Origin of the sequence: Pelagibius sp. Alg239-R121 (assembly GCF_947331435.1) — a bacterium.
Lineage (GTDB): Bacteria > Pseudomonadota > Alphaproteobacteria > Kiloniellales > Kiloniellaceae > Denitrobaculum.
Genome location: NZ_CAMZOF010000002.1, coordinates 547,395 through 566,087 on the forward strand (window position 1 = coordinate 547,395; position 18,693 = coordinate 566,087).

Sequence of the window (18,693 nt, forward strand, 5' to 3'; positions counted from 1 at the left end):
TCAGAACTCCAGATGAAGGGCGAAATAGGCCGGGTTAAGCAGACTCACCACATATTCGATCGGCCGTTCGTCCGCGGCGCGCGTCAATCTGCGCGCCCGCAAAAAAGCAGCGCCCGGATCGCATCCGAGCACAGCCGCATCTTCCTCGTTCAGCATCTCGATATCGGCCCATTCGTCACCGTGGTGCGCAATAAGACCGGCCGCCCGCATGGTCTCGTGGAGCGAACCATCCCGCAGGCCGCGTAGAGGAACGTCCTCGAGTTCGGGGAGAAGCGGTAGCCGGCTCCGCTCGAGAGAAATCCCAAGCTTCGTCGAGGCCAGGCTGCGAAGACGGTCGACCGCCACGAACTCCGTGGCTTCTATTTCAAGCGAAGCCGCGAGGGACTGGTCATGAATGATTTCGACGCGAAGTGTCCGTGTCTCCGTCTCGACCCCCGTGTCGGCCAGGGCACGTGACCAGCCCACGCCGGCATTAATCGTCTGCCCGTTGAAGGTAACAAAAGAACCGATCCCCATCCTGGTCGTGATCAGCCCGCGGCTGTTCAGCTCCTCGAGACCTTTGCGGACGGTATTGCGGCTGACCGAAAAGCGCTGAACCAGTTCGTTCTCACTCTGCAGCTGATCACCGAACCCCAGAAGGCCGGACCGGATATCCTGCTCAAGCGCGTTCGCCACCCGTTCGGGCTTGGCAACCCCGGGGCTGGTTCCAGCCATCGCCTTCCTGCTCAATGTCATACCTGTTCATTATACTTGTTTAGACCTGTTCATTTTTAACCAATCACATACAAGACTGTCAAGTTGCGATGAGGAATGAACGCCGCAAGGCACCTCAATCCACCGCGACTCTTTCCATCGCGGCTTATGGGATCAGACGGCGCATTGGGCTCGTCTTGAGCTCGAGATCGAAGGGCAGATGTACTTGATTCCAAGGTCTTAACCGTGATCCGGCGCGACCAGGATACAGCCGTTTTCTATCAAGTGAGTTCATTTCCGAAGACAGAAAATTAAGATATCCGTTGACTAGTATGGAAGTATGGAAATAATAAAGCACGAGGGGAGAGACAGGTGGAATTAAGAGCTGAAACCGACTGGACGATTGAACAGGGATCACCTGTCGGACCTCAGGTCTACCGGATCCTGCGTAAAAGAATTATCCGCGCGGAACTGACCCCGGGCAGCCTGATTTCAGAATCCGAGATCGCCCGCGCCTTCTCCCTAAGCCGCCAGCCGGTGCGCGAAGCCTTCATCAAACTCAGCGAAGACGGCCTGGTGGAAGTCAGACCCCAACGAGGGACGCTCGTTCGAAAGATCTCGATGGACGCGGTCAGGGATGCCCGCTTCGTGCGCGAAGCCATCGAGGCCGACGTCGTGAAACTGGTGGCGGAAAAGAGCGACCCTGCCGTCGTCTCCGAGCTGCGCGCGCAGATCGCCCTTCAGCGGGCCGTCGCCCCGAGCGACCACAAGCGCTTCATGAAGCTCGACGAGCTTTTCCACCGCACCCTGTCGGAAGCTGCAGGCAAACCCTACGCCTGGAAAATTATCGAAGACGTCAAGGCGCAGATGGACCGGGTCCGCTACCTGAGCCTGCTGCATTTTCCAATGAATAAACTGATCGCGCAGCACGAAGCGGTGGTAGACGCCATCGAAAAGGGTACGCCCGAAAGGGCCGACACGGCACTGCGCGAACACCTTCGTGAAATTCTGACCGACCTGCCGGCCATCGCCAAGGCGAAACCGGAGTTTTTCGAAGCCATCCGATAGGGCGCCAAGCCCAAGCCGTTCGCAATGCGAACACAGCAAACGAGGGAGGAACTCATGCTGTCATTTGATAATATTGGTAAGACCTTTTTTGCCGGCCTCGCCGGCGTCACCTTGGCAGGTGCCATGGCGAGCGGACCTGTACTCGCAGCCGATATCACACTCAAGCTTGGTCACCTCGCCAACGAAGAAAACATCTGGCACAAGGCTTCGGTGAAGTTCGGTGAGGAGCTGAGCACGCTGACCAAGGGCCGGATCGAAGTCGAGGTCTTCCCCAACGAATCTCTCGGCAAGGAAATCGACCTGATCAACGGCATGCAACTGGGCACTGCCGACATGACGATCTCGGGCGAGAGCCTGCAGAACTGGGCGCCCATGGCGGCATTGCTTGCGGTTCCCTATGCCTATAAATCGCTTGATCACATGGACGAGGTCGCCGGCGGCAAAATCGGTGACGACATCAAGGCCGAGATCATCGACAAGGCCCGGGTCCGGCCCATTGCCTACTTTGCCCGCGGTCCGCGCAACCTGACCTCCAAGCGGCCGATCAAAAGCCCGGACGATCTGGATGCCCTGAAGCTGCGTGTGCCCAACGTCCCGCTGTTCGTGGATGTCTGGAAGACCCTCGGTGCCCAACCGACGCCGATGGCCTTCTCGGAAGTCTTCACGTCGCTGCAGAACGGCACCATCGACGCGCAGGAAAACCCTCTGGCACTGATCAAGTCGGCGAACTTCAACGAGGTCCAGGGCTTCGTCAACAAGACCGAGCATGTGCGGTCCTGGATCTATCTCGTCATCTCGGAAATTACCTGGGACAAGCTTTCCGACAGCGACCGGGAAGCGGTCATGCAGGCCGCCGCCACGGCCCAGGCCTACGAGCGCGAGCTGTTTCTCGCGGATGAAAAGAAACTGGTCGACGAGTTGAAAGGCAAGGGCATGACCTTCGTCGACGTCGATGGCGCCGCCTTTGCCTCCAAGGCCAAGGATGCGGTTTTGGCCAACGTCAAGGACGAGATCCGGCCTATCGTCGAAGATCTCTTTAAGCAGTAAACTGGAAAGGCGCCGCTGCATCTTTGAAAAACGCGCAGCGGCGCCAATCCTCCTGATCGCTTATTCTTCTAAGCGATGCGCGTAGCCGGTTTCGTTGGGATCAGCTTTCAAGTGATGTTCAAACAAATGCAGTCCTGGCAGATGCAGTCCTGGCTGGAGAGGCCCATCCGCATAGCCACCGGGCTCGCTTTTGTGGTTTTGATGGCAGCCGTCATCATTCAGGTCCTGGGCCGCTCCGTCTTTTCCAGCTCACCGGTCTGGACCGAAGAACTGACACGCTTTGCCCTGCTTTATCTTGCCGCCCTCGGTGCCGGGCCGTCCTACCGCAACGGCGAACTGGTGAATGTCGATCTTCTTTGCGAGGCCCTGCCCGGACGCGGCCCCCGCCTTGCCCGCCTCCTCGCCGCCGTCGCAACCCTGGTACTCTGCGCGATGCTGATCCTGCCGGCCTGGACCTACACTTCGATCGGGGCGCTGCAGACCTCGCCTGCGCTCGGCTGGCGAATGGATTTCATCCACGCGAGCGTACTCGTCCTCTTGCTCACACTCTTCCTGTTTGCGGCATTGCGTGTCCTCGCCATGCTCACGGGCGCATCGGACGGATTGGCGCGGAGACAAGAGGACCAACCCCCAAAGACGGATGAGCTGCCGTGAACCTGGCCATTCTGATTGCAGTCTTCGTCGGCGGCCTGGCCGCCGGCATTCCCGTTGCCGTCACGCTGGGTCTCGCGTCCCTATGCTATCTCCTGGCCGCAGATATCCCGCTGGTCGTGATGCCGCAGAAAATGTACGCCGGGATCGACGTCTTCGTTTTGCTGTGCATTCCAGGTTTCATTCTGGCCGGCAATCTGATGAACCACGGGGGCATCACCGAACGCATCATCCGTTTCGCCAACGCCGTCGTCGGTTGGATGCGCGGCGGGCTGGGCCTGACCAACGTCGCAGGCTCCATGCTGTTCGGTGGAATTTCGGGCACCGCCGTCGCCGACGCCGCCTCTATCGGCGGCATGATGATTCCCGGCATGAAGAAGGCCGGCTACCCGGCCGATTTCTCCGCCGCCGTCACTGCGGCCTCCTCGACGGTCGGCCCCATCATTCCCCCCAGCGTCCCGATGATTATCGTCGGCGCGCTATCCGGAATTTCCGTCGGCAAGATGTTTCTGGCCGGGGCCATTCCCGGTCTGCTCATGGGCATCGCCATGATGGTGACGACCTATGTCGTCGCCGTGCGCCGGAATTTTCCGCGCCAGCAATGGCAGGGCTTTCCTGAACTCGGCCGCGCCTTCCTCGGCGCCTTCTGGGCACTGGCCATGACGGCGCTGATCATCGGCGGGCTGCTGAGTGGGCTGGCGACACCGACCGAAACGGCGGTGGTCGCAAGCGTCTACGCCTTCGTCGTCGGCTGCTTCGTCTACCGTGAACTCCCCATGAGCGCCGTGCCCCGCATCGTGATCGACAGCGCGATATCTTCAGCCGCAATCCTGGCACTGGTCGGCTTTGCCAACGTCTTCGGCTGGATCCTGGTCTCGGAGAGGATCCCGCAAACGATCGCGGCAGGCGTCCTGTCGGTCACCGAAAACAAATTCCTGGTGATCCTGCTCATCAACCTGCTGCTGCTGTTCGTCGGAATGTTCATGGAGACGATCGCGGCGCTGATCATTCTCTTCGTGCCGCTGCTGGCACTGGCGCAGGGCGTGGGCGTGGAGCCGCTGCATTTCGCGACCTTCGCCGTGCTGAACCTGATGATCGGCCTCACCACCCCGCCGGTCGGGGTCTGCCTCTTCGTCTGCGCCAACATCGCCAAGCTGCCGCTGACACCGGTGGTCAAGGCCATCGCGCCCTACCTGCTGACCAACATCATCGTGCTGTTTCTGGTGTCCTACATCCCGGCCATCGCAACCTGGTTGCCGAACCTCTTGCTGGATTGAGCACAAAAGACGGCTGCATCTGTTTCCAAGAAACCCGCTCGACATCCATCCAATCCAAACTGCGCGGGTAATTGGTCTGTGCCACGAAGCGTGACGAAAATACACGGCCTCGCTGAACGGCCGTTCACGACTGCACCGCTGCCGCGCGCGCCTCCCGGAACCGTGCAGCGACCACCAGCAGGCTTCCCGCCAAAATGCCCAGGGCCAGAACAACGGTCTCCACCCGGAAGCGTGAGACATCGAGCAGTCCTGCGGCGAGAGCGGCCTGTTCGAACAGCATGCCGGACAGCGGCAGCAGCGAAACCGCAGCCATATAGTTCTGCCCGCCCACCAGACGGATGGACCAGAAGGACAGGAGCATCGAGGGCGCACGAAGTGTGACCCCGACGGCGGCACCGGCAAGCCATAACCGCCAGTCCCAGATACCACCCGTCATCACACCCTGCGGTCCTCCCTCAAGTCCGCCCCCTGCTCCGGCCTGCATGACCCGGACGGCAAGAAACAGTGCCGCGGTGATCAGCAAAACGCTGCCCGTAAAGCGAAGACGCAGGCCCGGCTCATCGGAAACATTGTCGGGATGCCGTTCCGCCAGGAGAGTGTTGGCGACCAAACAGACTTCATTGAGCAGCATCAGCCCAACCACGGGATGCCAGATCCCGCCTTCCAGATTCAGGACCAGGAAGGGGATGGGGACGAGGATCACGAGATGGCCGAGCCACTCGCCGCGGGCCGGACGCCGCCCGAACGCCACCCAAACCGCGATGGCAATCATCGGCACGTTGACCGCCCCCAGTATCCCGGCCTCCAGAACGCTGACCCATGCAAGAACGGCTGTGTAAAAAGCCGCCGAGAGCACCCTCAGAATCCCGAGCAGCCAAGTTGTAGGCCGCAGAAAGCTCGAGAATTCCAACAACGGCCGTCCGCTGAGTGCCACCAGGGCGACGCCACCGGCAAAGAGCTGAACGAAGCTGAAAGCCCAGGGATCGAGGTCCAGCCGCAGCAGGAGGATCCGGCTGACGGCGCTCAGCGCCGCCCAGGACAAAACGGCGCCGATGGTGACAAGCAATGGTATGTGCAAGGAAGCGGCTCCAACAGACTGAACAGCCGCAAGGTCTCATAGGGATCGTAAGACATAAATTGCATATTTCCATCTCATGCGTTAAAAAATTTTAACATGAACTGGTCTGATCTCCCCGCTTTCCTGGCGGTGGCGCAACTCGGAAGCCTGCGTCAGGCTGCGGATATGCTGGACGTCACCCAGCCGACCATCGCCCGGCGCATCCAAACACTGGAGGCCGATCTGGGAATCCCGCTATTCGAACGGGACCGCGAAGGTCATCGGCTGACCGCTGCGGGAGCCCAACTCCTGCCGGAAGTCCGCGCGGTCGAGACCGCCGCCTTGCGCGTGCAACAGCGTTCGCTTGGTCTGGTCGGGCGCCTGACGGAGACCGTGAGGGTCGAAGCCGGCGAAACCGCGGCGGCCGTGCTTGCGCGTGGCCTGAAGGATATAGCCGAGGGACCGAATATCGAGTTGCTGGTCACGGGACTTCCCTCATCCGGCACGGGCCGGAGTCCGGAAATTCTGGTTCAGCACGGCCTCCCGGACGCAGGAAGCGGCCTGACCCGGCGGGCCGGATCGATCAGCTGCGCGCTCTACGGGGTAGCGGCCTTCGCGGAGGGCCGGACCCTGCCGCTCGCGCCCAGGGATCTGTCAACTCTTCCTTGGCTCGGCTTCGTCGAAGAGCAGGAACACTACGTGACCATGCGCTGGCTCCGCACGCAGATGCGGGACCGCCCACCGGCCGCCCGGCTGATGAACATCAACCTTATGACCGTCGCGGCTACCGAGGGAATCGGCGTCGCGGTGCTGCCCGTTTTCCTCGGCAATTCCCTCCCCGGTCTCGTACGGCTCTCGGCGCCCATCGAAGAGCTGCGTGCCGACTACTGGACGATCACCCATCCGGACCTGTCCCGGAACACCTCGGTCCGTACCGTCATCAATTGGATTATCAACTGCTTTCAGACCTCGGGGCATAAGCCGGACGACGGCCGCTGAGGGCAAATTGCCGCCGGTCGCAGATGCAGCCTTTAAGTGCCGCTACAGGACGCGGGAAAAGTAGGTCTCCGCGAGATCCACCAGGGCGCGGGTGGAAAACAACAGAGCCTCAGCCTCTCCCACGCGCCCCTTGCGCACCGCGCCCGTCTCCATGAAGAGTTCGCCGACGACAGGAAAGTGCTGCCCGCCATCGGTGGACATGTCGGTGACCTCCACCCAGGTCCGCGTCCCGTCGCGCAGCAGGGGATAACGGTTCCTCTCGGTTCTGCGCTTCGGCACCAGGGATTCGGCGTAGTGCAGCGAGGTGCAGCGGGTGAAGCCCACACCCAGCAGCAGGGTGTAGCCATCGAGATTGTACAGCTTCTCGAAAGGCGTGCCCCTCCCCTCGCAGAATTCCAGCGCATGATCCCTGGTGATCTCTTCGGCGTGCCGGCCGTTGGCGCAAACCGACACCAGCGGATGCAGACTGCGGAGCGTTCCGGGAAAAGTCCGAAAAGCCTCCGGTATTGCGCCCATAGTCGTCGGCGTCGTCGCAGGATCGAAGAGCGGCAGATGCGCCCTTATGACATCATGCCATTCGGGCTTCACGCGCGGGTCGTTCCAGATGCTTGGATCCGAGAGCTGTGGCGTCTCGGCCGGCATGGCCAGGGTTCCGGCCTCTCCAAGCGCCTCAAGCAGCGCCCGGATGACACTGACCGGCCCGCCGACCGTCCAGCCGACCTGCCCCAACGACGAATGCACCATCACGGTCGTACCGGGTTCAAGTCCCAGTGTGGAAAGATCATCCCGAAGGGACGCCTGCGTGTTGGGCAGGGACATAAATTCTCCCGAAGCTTTCTCGATGATCGCCGGCGCGCCGGTTTCGATTCTGCAGCTTGGGAGACTTACCGCAAGCCTGAACCGAGCGATCTAAAATAGATCTACGGTTTGGAAGGCGGGCAATTTGGCGCGTATGATTTTAAGTCGGCGAAATTGACGCCCGTCACGGGCATTTACACTTTCGCCTTCGTCAAACTGAACTTACCTGAAAGGCGGAGCGTATCGCTTTTTCCATTGCAGATACAGTCTCACTAGCCGCGTCATTGTTCCGCCATAGCACTATATTTGTCATGTCGACTTGATCAAAACCGTCGGCCGCCGTCAGTTCTCGGCAATCTGGAGGGATTTTGCTACGTGACAGCGGCGCAATCGCAAGCCCTGCGGACACAGCAAGTTTAAGAGCGGCCCCCGTATCACCACGATAGACAACGCGGAACTCTCGCTTTCGCAGTTGTAGAGATCTGATGGCGTAGTCTTTGGACCAATTACCATGATCGTAGATAGCAATCGGTAGTGGTGATTGTTCGTGCAGTCTGTGGGTATCCGATGTTGCCCAGACAGTCGGATCAGACATCAAGATCTCGCTCTGTTACGAGCGCTCCCAATCAAAGATCACGGCTAGATCTAGTTCGCCTTTTTGCAGTGCCTGCTTTTGCACATTTGAGCAGGCCGATCTGACCAATACCTCGACGTTCTTGTGCACCTTGCCGAACAAAGCCAAGGCGTGAGACGCTATCTCTGATCCATATTCTTCTGGAAGACCTATCCTTACCTGACCTTTTAGTGAGGGTGCGATGATGTATGCCGCTGTCTCGTCGAGTAGATTGACGATTCGCCGAGCGTTTACGAGAAGTTCATCCCCAAAGCCGGTAAGCGTAACACCGCGTGGTCCTCGATCGAATAGTGGTTTCCCAACAATTTCTTCGAGACGTTTTATCTGCACACTGATGGCAGATTGAGTGCGACCCAACGCGTTTGCAGCATGGGTAAAATTCTTCAGATCGGCGACGGTGACAAAGCACCGCATCAAATCGCTTTCGAGTTTCACATTTGCACCCAGACATTCGTGAAATTCATGTTAGCTATACTGGATATTCGTTTGCAGCATGTCAACACGAACGCAATTATCGCCAGATTGAAGGAAACAACGGATTTTTAGAGCGGGGAAGTTAATGAAGGTAGTAGTTGTAGGTGGCGGGATCACTGGCGTTTCTGTAGCCGAATGGCTTCGACGTGATGGACATGACGTCACGATAGTTGATCGGGTTCATCCTGGTGACGTGACACAGTCGTCCTATGGCAATTGCGGGATTGTGGGGCGCAATAGCGTCGTGCCGGTGTCCACGCCGGGTCTTTTCTTGCAGGCACCGGGAATGTTGCGCAATCCTGATACCCTGCTTTTTTTGAGGTGGCGCTATTTGCCTCAGCTGATCCCCTGGCTGGTTCGGTTCCTGTGGAATGGCCGGCGCGAGAAGGTGTATCAGATCGCAAAAGACCTGTCGTCGCTGGTTCAAGATTCTAATGAACAGCATTTTGCGCTGGCGGCTGGGACCGCTGCCGAACGTTTCCTCCAACGTGGGACTTACGTCACCCTATTTCGAGCGCGAGAAGAGTTCGCCAGGAATACTTTTTCGAATGAACTGAGAAAAAAACATGGCGCAGTTTGGGAAGAATGGGATCGCATGGCAATAGACGCATATGATCCCGCGATCTCAGGCGCCTATATCTTTGCCACCGCCATGCGCGATTATGTCTTTGTTACCTCGCCTTCTAAATATGTCACCGCATTGGCGGATCATTTTCGGCAATCAGGCGGGAACATTCTGTGCAATGAGGCTGTCGATATAAGACAGCTGAAACAAAGCAAAGCGGTCGTGGAATTGACAGACGGTCGACGGCTTGAAACGGATCGTGTGGTATTGGCAGCCGGGGTCTGGTCTGGGCGCTTTGCTTCCCGATTAGGCCACCAGGCGGCAATGGAGTCAGAGCGCGGGTATCACTTGATGCTTAGAGGGGCAAGTCATATGCCGCCAGCCGTCTTGAATGTTCCCGACACAGGCTTGGGTGTTTGTCCAATGGAGGAGGGATTGTGTTTTGGCGGTGCAGTGGATTTCGGTGGCGTTGACGGAGTGCCAAACGAGCGCGTGTTCGATGCGATCAGACGGCAGATACGGCGCGTCTATCCTGATTTGACGTGGGAAGGAGAGACCAAATGGATGGGGCAGCGACCGTCTACAATTGATAGCCTGCCTTTGCTTGGGCCGTCTCCCAAAGCACCGTCGATCTATTTTGCCTTTGGCGGTCAACATATCGGCCTGACGATGGGGCCTCGAATTGGCAGAACCGTCGCGGACCTAATTTCAGGGAAACAGACTGACATCAACATCAGTCCCTACAGAGTAAATAGGTTCGATTAGTGCAGGCGACACAAACCAAATCATGCAACAATCGGCATTTAGACTACCCGTTTTATGCCCGTTATTTGCATAAGTGACGGTGAGAGATATGTCGTAGGTAGATCACCCAACCAAATTAAGACCGGTGGCTTGTCCGCTATTCAGCCATTCGTATCACCCAATCCCAATGACCGCTCTGGAACCGCTTCGAGCCCTTCTCAGACGTCCTAAAATGCCTGCGTGTTGCAGGCTGTGTGACGTTTGCTGCCGTTCGGTACTTCCAGTAGAGTCCGGGCACCGCGCTGATCGCGATTTTTAACGAGAGTTTCAATGCAGCAAATTCCAACATTGGAAACCGAGCGACTGGTGCTGCGTGCGCCGCGCGAAAGCGATACGCAAGCCTATCAGGATTTTTATGCCGATGGCGAGGCCTCGAAGTTCTATGGCGGCCCCTTAGCTGCTGATGCGGCCTGGCTCAAGCTCGCCCGCGACGTTGGCCATTGGCATCTGCGCGGATACGGGCCATGGATTCTTGAGCGAAAAAACGACAAGGAAGTCGTCGGCGGCTGCGGGTTGTTTTTGCACAACGGCTGGTCGAGACCTGAATTGACATGGTGGATCGCCCCCCACGCACGCCGCAAGGGTTTTGCAACCGAGGCATCGAAGGCTGCCATTCGCTTTGGCTACCAAACGATGAAGTGGGAACTGGTTCAGACCTACATGAAGGATGAGAACGCAGCCGCAATATCTCTCGTTAAGTCGCTCGGCGGCGTGTTTATGGTTCGAGAGACCTTCCCCGATGGCATTGCTCGGGATGTTTACGCGTTGCCGAGGCCGTGAAGTGAAGTGACCGCCTTTGCTGGGAAAAGCTCCAGCCTGTAGCCGGCTTGCAGCAAGCGACGAAAAAGTGCCCCGGCCTCACAATGGAGGTGGGGACTTTCTTAGCTGGGTCCGATTTACTTTTTTTCGGAACGCCGCACCCTGCCACATCACCACCCGCCGTTGGCGAGCCAATGATAGCGCAACTTGGCGCGGTGTATCGAAGGGCTGGGTTGAGCCCAATCTGCCGAATGGATGCAGTGTGCAGAAAGCTGACTCTGCCGGTCGCTGGGGTGGCCAGGAATAGCCCTTTGTAAGGTGGTCTGAAGTGCTGAGCAGTCGTTGGGCGAGACTTCGCAACTATTGCTAGCGGTGCTGTATCTGCTGCGTGGACTGGCGGGGATTTTAAACGCTGGTCTGCGATATCGCCGTCAGCAACCGTATCGGCGAGATCAAAGTAACTATCTTCACGCAATGGCTTGACGCATCGACCATCGATGTATACATGAACAATATGCGCAAGCAAGCCGATGTTCCCGATCTACTGAGCCCCGTCTACTGGAACAGTACGATTAAGATGAGCTTATCGAAGTTCTTTATCCTGTGCGTTTTGAACGAACAGGATCTGCACGGATATGACATCGCCAAAGAAGTCGAACGGCGAACAGATGGCTGCTGCTCGCCCAGGGAGGGCACGATCTACCCGGTTCTCAAGCAGTTTACGGAAGGTGGATATGTCACGTTCGAGTCGGAGATCGTTTCAGGCCGTGAACGGAAAATCTATACCATCACCCAAACGGGGCGTGAGGCTTTCAAAGTTGGCCTGGGCGAATGGATGAAAATCACCAGGGCTCTGGAAGACTGCGTCACAATGATTGAGAAGCGTTCGTAAAAAAAATTTACCCAAAAGCATCGAAGTTCGATGCATCGAAGGAAATAGTATGAATGAATCGCACTGCGCTCAACAATGCGAATGCCATCAGTGGCGACGCCGCACTTCAGGTAAAATTGGAACTGTGTGAACAGATGCAGAAGGCATTGGTTACTTCGAAGGATCAGTTGAAGAATCCGTTGTGACGACCGCGGTTCAATTCCTGTCGCGTGATCACAACTCTGTAGGGAGCACAAGATGAGCAACTTTGATCAATCAAACAAGGACGTTGAGAACACATTCGTCCGCTATAGCGAATCGATGCTGAATGACATATTCGGCACAACAGACGTGACCCCGTTCTGGGTGGCCGATATGGACTTTACCGTTGCCAACCCGATCAAAGCCGAACTTCAACGGATCACGGACCGCGCGCAGTTTGCCTATGAATTCAATTCCGACGCCGTTTTTGCCGCCATCACAGGTTGGTATCAACGGCGCCACGATCTGACGCTGGACGCAGCGAAATTCGTTCAGGTGCCCGGTGTTCTGACCGGCATCGCACTGCTGATCCGCGAACTGACGAAAAAAGGTGACGGCGTGCTGTTCCAGGCACCGGCCTATCACCAGTTCAACAAAGTGATTGTCTCTGCTGGCCGCAAGGCCGTGAAGAGCCCGCTCAAGATCGTCGATGGTCGCTATGAGATGGATTTCGATGACCTGAACACCAACCTGAGCGCAGATGACGTGAATGCCATGATCCTGTGCAACCCGCACAACCCGGTTGGCCGTGTCTGGACCAGAGAGGAGATGGAAAAAGTTGCGGAGATTGCCAATAAGCACGGCGTAACCATCATCAGTGACGAAATTCATTCAGATATCATTTATCCAGGCCACACCTTTACAAGCCTGATGTCCGTCGACGCTCAAAATCACGTGGCTCTGATCGGGTCCCCGGCCAAAACCTTCGGCATGCAGAGCATTTCGAACGGCTATATTTACACGGAAAACGCAGAGCTTTATGACACCATGTATGGCGTGTCGGATTCCATGTATCTGGGTCACGGCAATACATTCACCACCTTCGCCACCATTGCAGCTTTCGACAAGGGTGCCCAATGGGTTGACGAGCTGCTGATCTACCTCAAGGACAGTATCGATTGGATCGAAAACTTCCTGAAGGAAGAACTGCCAGAGGTGAAGATGTACCCGGTCGAAGGGACCTATCAGATCTGGTTTGATTTCTCAGAGACCGGATTTTCTGGTGATGACCTCAAACAGAAATACGCGGAAGCTGGCTTTGGGTTTTCTCCGGGGACATGGTTCGATCAGAACGCGGTCGACTTTGCCCGCATGAATATTGCCGCACCCAGGGCAGACATCCAAGGCGCCTTTAAGCGATTGAAAGCTGTGTTCGAAAATTCAACAGACGGCATTCGGTCAACTCCTGTAAAAGCCGAAGCTAAAACGAAGCAAAGCTGCTGCTAACTCAGATCTTTCCAGCTCACACCGGACACTTCCAGGCATTTGAGCGGCGGCGCAAAGAAAAAACCCCGGCCTCACGATGGAAGCCGGGGCTTGTCAAAACTGCGTCCGATCTACTTGTTTTCGGAGCGCCTGTAGCTGCCCTGGATGATCCGGTCGATCACCATGGCGCAGAACAGAATCGCGAGACCCGCGAGCATACCCTGCCCCTTGGCGGCGTACTGCAGCGCCTCCAGGATGTTCGCCCCGAGACCGCCGGCGCCGATCAGCGATGCGATCACCACCATGGACAGGCACATCAGGATGGTCTGATTGATGCCGGTCATGATCGAAGGCATGGCGAGCGGGATCTCCACATCACGCAGCAGCTGCCACTTGGTGCAGCCGAAGGCGACCGCGGCCTCCTTGGTGCCCGCCGGAACCTGCCGCATGCCCAGCGCGGTGAGGCGGATGACCGGCGGCATGGCGAAGATGATCGTCGCCAGGACGCCCGGCGGCTTGCCGGTGCCGAAGAAGGCGATGATCGGGATCAGATAGACGAAGGCCGGCATGGTCTGCATGAAATCCAGGATCGGCAGAGCCGCGTTGTAAGCGCGCTGGCTTTTGCCGAACCAGATACCCAGGGGGATTCCGAAGATCAGGCAGAGAAAGGCAGCGGCCCCCAGCAGGGCAACCGTCACCATGGAGACTTCCCACAGCCCGAAGAAGGCCAGATAGGCCAGCGCCGCCGCCGAGAAGACCGCAACGCGCGGTCCCGCCAGACGCCAGGCCATCACGAAGATGACCAGCATGACCACCGGCCAGGGCGTATCCACCAGGATGACTTCGAGTCCGTCCAGCACCCACTTGATCGAGGTGGTCACGCCCTTGAAGACGCCGCCGAACTGGTTCGCCAGCCAGTCGAATCCACCCTCCATCCAGTTGGCCGTCGGGGTGAAGAACTCCTTCTTGACCGGAAACTCGGTGATGATGTCGAGCGGTTTCGAGACCGTGAAGCGATAGAGCGTCAGCGGCCAGATCCCCAACAGCAGAAGCGCACCCAATCCCGCGCTCGTGGTGTTCAGGCCCGACGGTGTGTTTTCATCGGTGCGCCAGCGCAGATACTGCTTTTCGTAGGCTACGTTCGCGTAGAAGCCTTCGACGACCTTTACGAGGATGAAAAGAGCGATGCCGACCAAAAGAATGGCAAAGGCATCGGCCGCCGCCGCATCGGCTGCCACCTGCGCCTTTGCGACCGCCTTTTCCAGGTTATCGGCCACCTTGGTAGAGGACGCCGCCGTTGCTTCGTCCCCGGCCGCAAGAGCCTCGGCGGCTTTTTGCCTGCGTGCCTCGATGTTTGCGGTCAGCTTTTCGACTCTTGCCAGGCTGCTGGCGCCAAGATCGGCCCAAAGGCCGCGCCCCAGCTGAACCAGCGCAAAGAGCTCCAGGACCAGGAAGGTCCAGAAGAAACCCCAGAGCCCGCGGTAGGCACCCCAGAGGGGTCCGAACACGGCGGCCATGGGGTTCCAGGACCAGGCGAAGCCCGTCGCGCCCTGAATCTTCGAGAACTCTGCCGAGTAGTAATCTCCCTTTTCCTTGACGAATTCGCCGACGGAACTGTCGAGGGCTCTGGGCCCGAGTTCGAGGCCTGTATCGGTCATGCCTTGCCTCCCTGAATGCCCTTGAGCAGAGTCGTTTTGTTAATCACGCCCACGTCCTTACCGTCATCGTCCTGAATGACGATCGGCTGGTCCGTGGTCGTCGTGATGTCGATGAGCTCATCCAGATCTGTCCCGTGCGGTGCCCGGGGTGATTTACTGAGGTCTTCCCATTGGTTCGGCTGGTAACTCTCGATCGGCAGCATGATGGAGTGCGCAAACACCAGCTTGAGCTTTGAAATTCCCTCGACGAAATCCCGCACATAATCATCAGCCGGCTGGGTGACGATCTCTTCCGGCGTGCCGATCTGGACAACGCGTCCGTCCTTCATAATGGCGATGCGGTTGCCGATGCGGATCGCTTCATCCAGATCGTGCGTGATGAACACGGTCGTCTTTTTCAGCTCTACCGACAAGGCCATGAACTGATCCTGAAGCTGCCTGCGGATCAGCGGGTCGAGCGCTGAGAAGGGCTCGTCCATCAAGAGCACCTCGGGGTCGGACGCCAGGGCGCGTGCCAGACCGACGCGCTGCTGCATGCCACCCGAAAGCTCTCTCGGAAAACGGTCTTCGTAGCCGTCGAGGTTCACCATGGAGAGGCATTTCTGCGAAACCTCCCAGCGCTTGGATTTGGGTTCGCCGCGCACCTGAAGCGGAAAACCGACGTTGTCGCGCACCGTGCGGTGCGGCAAAAGCGCCATATGCTGAAACACCATGCCGATGTGCATGGCGCGCATTTCACGCAGCTCTTCTCCGCCGAGCGATATCATATCCCGGCCCAATAGCGAAATGCTGCCCGCCGTCGGTTCAATCAACCGGTTGAGGTGGCGGACCATGGTCGATTTTCCCGACCCGGACAGCCCCATCACACAAAAAATTTCGCCGCGCTCCACGTTAAAGGAACAGTCGGCGATTCCAACGACACACCCAAATTCTTGAAGGACTTCCGGCTTACCTAAGTCACGGGCCTTGATGGCAGCCATGGCTTCTTGAGCGCGCTCGCCGAAAATCTTCCAGACGCCCTCAAGCTCAATTACATTTTCCGGCACTTAGCTTCCCCCGGAGTCTGATCGCTGTGCTTTGCGACAAAGCAAAACGTGAATCAGTCTCCTCCTGATTAAGTTAGAGGGCGATTCACGTTTTAGATTGCGTCAACCCAGAACGATCGCGCTCTATCGCGGTTTGCGTTTTTCTGGAAACGTAAGGTCTCAAAATGCGCGTTCGAAATCAGAAGCATGCTGATCGCGAGGCAGCGGATTTTGAATCAACTTAAGCGCAAACTGCTTTGACTTGAACCTGCCGAACCGACCAAAACCGGCCAGTACGATCGATATCTTGACCAAATGGGATACACCGGACGCCCCCATAAAGCAGCGCCCGGTGCATAACCGATCGATCAGACTAGTTCAGCCAGGAGTCAACCAGCGTGCCGTTCTCGCTGACCCACTTCTTAGCAAAATCCTCCGGATCCTGCTTCTCGACCACGAGTGCGTAGGTCATGGCGGACACCGTGTTGGTGTCGAGTTTCACCTTTGCCAGAACCGCAGCCGCACCCGGCTGAGATTCCTCGAGCTCGGCAGCGTAGTGGATGTGCAGGTAGGCGGTGTTCCAGGCAACGCCCGCATCGGATTTTTCGAGCCACTCGGGATCATCCGTCGGCTGGATAACATTCCACTTGGCTTCTTCGTACTTCGGCTCTTTCAGAATGACCAGGTCGTGCAGAGCGAACATGTGATGCGGGGTGTAGCAGAAGAATACGATGTCCTTCTTCTGAGCGACCGCGTTATCAACTTCGGCAAGAGCCAGCGTCTCGTCGATTTCCTTCAGGTTCATCGTCTCGGAATAGCCATAGGATTTCGCACGGATTTTCTCGACGTTGGTCGAGGCCCAACCGGCCGCACCGATCCAGATCTCGCCCTTGCCGTCACCATCGGTGTCGAAGTTCTTGGCCATATCAGGATTGGTCAGGTCCGAAAGCTCGGAGATTCCGGTCCGTTCGGCCGTACCCTTGGTCACGCACATGGCCTGGTCACCGGCAACGCCGTTGGGGTTGACGCGAACCGTTTTCTTTTCATTGACGAACTTGTTGTTCAGGTTGGCCTGGTTCGGCAGCCAGACTTCCGGATGCACATGCATTGCTCCGGAATCCATGGCTTCGAAAACAACCGGATTTGTGCCGTTCTGCAATTCGACTTCCAAGCCGAGATTATCTTCCAAAACGACTTTCAGAACATGTGCCGTCACGCGCACGGATGGCCAGTTCGGTACACCGATGATGACATCCGCCGCCTGTGCGGGCACGGCGGCAACAAGAACTGCTGCCACTGCTACGCTCGAAAGTACTTTGTTAAGTTTCATTGCCTCTTACTCCTGTTTTGCGCTTTTCGTTGTCGCTATTTAAATCGTCGCTTTCCAACCCGGCTGCGATGGTTTCTTTTTCGCCAGACCGGCTACACCAACCTCTCCTCTTTCAGACAGCACAAATTCCCCAACTTGTCTGCCCTTTCCAGCATATCTGCCCTTTCCAGCATATCTGCCGGAAATACCGTCTTCTTCATGCGCACGCGCTGACGCGATTTGCACGCGCCGTTGCGATTGCCTCACTCAGCACTGCGGCGATCGTCCGACAGTCTTCGTCACTGAGCCACAGCGGCAGGCGAAAATCGCAAAGGCGGCTTAACACCCGATCCGCGTTCGGCACGCTGCCGGCCCGTGTTCCATCAATATAACGCCAGTGATCATGCCGGCTCGTAAAACCGATGGGATCCGGTGCGCCGAACCATTTCACGTGCACACCGTGGGCGTCAGCCTCATCGATAAACTGCGCGAGCTGAGTGTCGTCCAGGACGTCACGGCTCACGGAAAACTGCATCGAAGTTGGCGCAAAATCTTCCTTTGCCGGCCGCACCGGCAGGTTCAGCCCCTCGATCCCGGCCAGATCTGCGGCCAGCCTGTTGTAAATGTGCCGCCAGCGGAGGTTTCGATCCTCCAGTTCGGCAAGCTGCGGACGCAAAATACCGGCAACCAGGCCGGACATCCGCATCGAGCAGTTCGGTGTCGTAAAGCGATGACGGTCGAAGACCTCGAGAGATGGTCGAGCGCGGTGCTGTGCGTACAGCATGTAGCTGCCGGAGAGCAGAACGGCACGTGCCGCAAGATCCTCGTCGTCGGTGACGATAAGGCCGCCTTCACCGGAGTTGACCTGTTTGAAAGTCTGAGCGCTAAAACAACCGGCCTTGCCAAATGTGCCGGTGAGCCGGCCGTCCCAGCCCCCACCCATGGTATGGGCGCAGTCCTCGATCATCGTGATGTCGTGCCGCGCACAGATTTCAACGACGGCATCCATATCGGGAATATGGCCGCGCATATAGGACATCAGCAGGAACCGCGCACCACTGCTTGCGGCCTTGCGGTCGAGATCCTCAAGATCAACGACATAGCGGTCGTCTATGTCGACAAGAACCGGTTCGCCGCCGGCATGGGAGATAGCGCCGGGTACGGGCGCCAGGGTAAAGGCATTCACCAGAACCTTGTCGCCGGCCTCAACGCCCGCCGCCTTCAAAGCGATGAAGAGCGCGCAACCGCCGGAATTCACGCCGACACAGAACTTCCGGCCCTGATAATCAGCGAATTCCTGCTCAAGCAGGGCGGCTTCGGGAATAGAATTGCGATCCTCGCCGTAGCGAAACAGCCGCCCGTCACGCAACAGGCCAACCGCAGCCTCGATTCCAGCTTCTGGAACCGGCTCCGGTGCACTCAGATCGCCGGCGAAAACCACGCCGGTCATTGTTTCACACTGCCCGTCCAAGGCCGTCATTACCTGTCAGCCTCCGGCGTCAGTTTGAAGACCATCTGCATTGCCTACAAACCCTGT

At 57.8% G+C, this 18,693-nt stretch carries 17 protein-coding genes and 1 pseudogene; 10 read left to right on the forward strand and 8 right to left on the reverse strand.

The window, feature by feature from the left end; all coding sequences use genetic code 11:
- Positions 1-714: a GntR family transcriptional regulator gene (locus tag QMZ18_RS09750; RefSeq protein WP_282606087.1), complete on the reverse strand. Its 714-nt coding sequence runs from the start codon at positions 712-714 to the stop codon at positions 1-3.
- A gap of 351 nt (positions 715-1,065) precedes the next feature.
- On the opposite strand from QMZ18_RS09750, the gene QMZ18_RS09755 reads away from it, so the two are divergent.
- From QMZ18_RS09755 to QMZ18_RS09770, 4 genes are all read left to right on the forward strand, one after another.
- A complete protein-coding gene (locus QMZ18_RS09755; RefSeq protein WP_282606088.1) occupies positions 1,066-1,761 on the forward strand; it encodes a GntR family transcriptional regulator in 696 nt (231 codons plus the stop codon).
- Between the two features lie 54 nt (positions 1,762-1,815).
- On the forward strand, positions 1,816-2,808 hold the full coding sequence (locus QMZ18_RS09760; protein ID WP_282606089.1) for a TRAP transporter substrate-binding protein: 993 nt from the start codon (positions 1,816-1,818) through the stop codon (positions 2,806-2,808).
- A gap of 114 nt (positions 2,809-2,922) precedes the next feature.
- The gene (locus tag QMZ18_RS09765) at positions 2,923-3,462 is read left to right on the forward strand and encodes a TRAP transporter small permease (RefSeq protein ID WP_282606246.1); all 540 of its coding nucleotides are present in this window, start codon (positions 2,923-2,925) and stop codon (positions 3,460-3,462) included.
- Positions 3,459-4,736, forward strand: coding sequence for a TRAP transporter large permease (locus QMZ18_RS09770; protein ID WP_282606090.1), 1,278 nt, complete (start codon positions 3,459-3,461; stop codon positions 4,734-4,736). Before QMZ18_RS09765 ends, QMZ18_RS09770 begins: the two co-directional genes overlap by 4 nt.
- Before the next feature lie 124 nt (positions 4,737-4,860).
- Here QMZ18_RS09770 and QMZ18_RS09775 read toward each other — a convergent pair whose 3' ends face one another.
- Positions 4,861-5,814: a hypothetical protein gene (locus QMZ18_RS09775; RefSeq protein ID WP_282606091.1), complete on the reverse strand. Its 954-nt coding sequence runs from the start codon at positions 5,812-5,814 to the stop codon at positions 4,861-4,863.
- A 96-nt stretch (positions 5,815-5,910) separates the two neighbouring features.
- On the opposite strand from QMZ18_RS09775, the gene QMZ18_RS09780 reads away from it, so the two are divergent.
- Complete coding sequence (locus QMZ18_RS09780; RefSeq protein ID WP_282606092.1) at positions 5,911-6,792, forward strand: LysR family transcriptional regulator; 882 nt, start codon at positions 5,911-5,913, stop codon at positions 6,790-6,792.
- Positions 6,793-6,834: 42 nt separating this feature from the next.
- Here the strand turns inward: QMZ18_RS09780 and QMZ18_RS09785 are convergent, their stop codons facing one another.
- Both QMZ18_RS09785 and QMZ18_RS09790 read right to left on the reverse strand, forming a co-directional pair.
- On the reverse strand, positions 6,835-7,611 hold the full coding sequence (locus QMZ18_RS09785) for an aminoglycoside N(3)-acetyltransferase (protein WP_282606093.1): 777 nt from the start codon (positions 7,609-7,611) through the stop codon (positions 6,835-6,837).
- 190 nt (positions 7,612-7,801) lie between these two features.
- Positions 7,802-8,638, reverse strand: a pseudogene (locus QMZ18_RS09790) (LysR family transcriptional regulator).
- A gap of 145 nt (positions 8,639-8,783) precedes the next feature.
- Between QMZ18_RS09790 and QMZ18_RS09795 the strand changes: the two are divergent.
- The 5 genes from QMZ18_RS09795 (at position 8,784) to QMZ18_RS09815 (ending at position 13,185) form a co-directional block, all read left to right on the forward strand.
- Positions 8,784-10,028, forward strand: coding sequence for an FAD-binding oxidoreductase (locus tag QMZ18_RS09795; protein WP_282606094.1), 1,245 nt, complete (start codon positions 8,784-8,786; stop codon positions 10,026-10,028).
- Between the two features lie 309 nt (positions 10,029-10,337).
- The gene (locus QMZ18_RS09800; protein ID WP_282606095.1) at positions 10,338-10,847 is read left to right on the forward strand and encodes a GNAT family N-acetyltransferase; all 510 of its coding nucleotides are present in this window, start codon (positions 10,338-10,340) and stop codon (positions 10,845-10,847) included.
- 484 nt (positions 10,848-11,331) lie between these two features.
- Positions 11,332-11,718 carry a PadR family transcriptional regulator gene (locus QMZ18_RS09805; protein WP_282606096.1) on the forward strand — a complete coding sequence of 129 codons (387 nt, stop codon included), beginning with the start codon at positions 11,332-11,334 and terminating at the stop codon, positions 11,716-11,718.
- A gap of 53 nt (positions 11,719-11,771) precedes the next feature.
- Complete coding sequence (locus QMZ18_RS09810) at positions 11,772-11,903, forward strand: hypothetical protein (RefSeq protein WP_282606097.1); 132 nt, start codon at positions 11,772-11,774, stop codon at positions 11,901-11,903.
- 52 nt (positions 11,904-11,955) lie between these two features.
- Positions 11,956-13,185, forward strand: a complete 1,230-nt coding sequence (locus QMZ18_RS09815) for a MalY/PatB family protein (RefSeq protein ID WP_282606098.1) — start codon at positions 11,956-11,958, stop codon at positions 13,183-13,185.
- 110 nt (positions 13,186-13,295) lie between these two features.
- On the opposite strand, the gene QMZ18_RS09820 is transcribed toward QMZ18_RS09815, so the two are convergent.
- From QMZ18_RS09820 to QMZ18_RS09835, 4 genes are all read right to left on the reverse strand, one after another.
- Entirely contained in the window at positions 13,296-14,822 is a 1,527-nt protein-coding gene (locus QMZ18_RS09820; RefSeq protein ID WP_282606099.1) for a proline/glycine betaine ABC transporter permease, read from the reverse strand.
- Entirely contained in the window at positions 14,819-15,868 is a 1,050-nt protein-coding gene (locus QMZ18_RS09825) for a glycine betaine/L-proline ABC transporter ATP-binding protein (RefSeq protein ID WP_282606100.1), read from the reverse strand. The genes QMZ18_RS09820 and QMZ18_RS09825 overlap by 4 nt, the downstream gene beginning before the upstream one ends.
- A gap of 352 nt (positions 15,869-16,220) precedes the next feature.
- The gene (locus tag QMZ18_RS09830) at positions 16,221-17,177 is read right to left on the reverse strand and encodes a glycine betaine ABC transporter substrate-binding protein (RefSeq protein ID WP_282606101.1); all 957 of its coding nucleotides are present in this window, start codon (positions 17,175-17,177) and stop codon (positions 16,221-16,223) included.
- 196 nt (positions 17,178-17,373) lie between these two features.
- The gene (locus QMZ18_RS09835; protein ID WP_282606102.1) at positions 17,374-18,636 is read right to left on the reverse strand and encodes a DegT/DnrJ/EryC1/StrS aminotransferase family protein; all 1,263 of its coding nucleotides are present in this window, start codon (positions 18,634-18,636) and stop codon (positions 17,374-17,376) included.
- Positions 18,637-18,693: the final 57 nt, after the last annotated feature.